Source organism: Undibacterium sp. Di27W (assembly GCF_049340345.1).
GTDB lineage: Bacteria > Pseudomonadota > Gammaproteobacteria > Burkholderiales > Burkholderiaceae_D > Undibacterium.
This window is the reverse complement of sequence record NZ_JBMPOS010000199.1, coordinates 1-254: the sequence shown is the minus strand read 5'-3', so window position 1 is coordinate 254 and position 254 is coordinate 1. Positions and strand designations below refer to the sequence as shown.

Sequence of the window (254 nt, the reverse complement as noted above, 5' to 3'; positions counted from 1 at the left end):
TTCTGCCAGTGCCTGCTCTTCAGTGGCAGACTGGTAGATGCGCTTTAAATCGGCAGTGACTTCTCTGTAGTCTTTCCAGGAGACATATTTCAGGCTGTTGCGCACCATGTGCACTATGCAGAGCTGAATACGGGTCTGTGGGTATTCGGCAGCAATAGCCTCAGGGAAGCCTTTCAAGCCATCGACACAGGCTATCAGAATATCCTGCACGCCCCGGCTTTTGAGTTCTGTCAGGACGGATAGCCAGAACTTGG

The 254-nt window shown here is 52.0% G+C and carries 1 protein-coding gene; it reads right to left on the bottom strand.

The window, feature by feature from the left end; genetic code table 11:
• A partial coding sequence (locus ACO0LF_RS31880; protein ID WP_423021484.1) for a transposase occupies window positions 1-254 on the bottom strand: 254 nt, incomplete at both ends.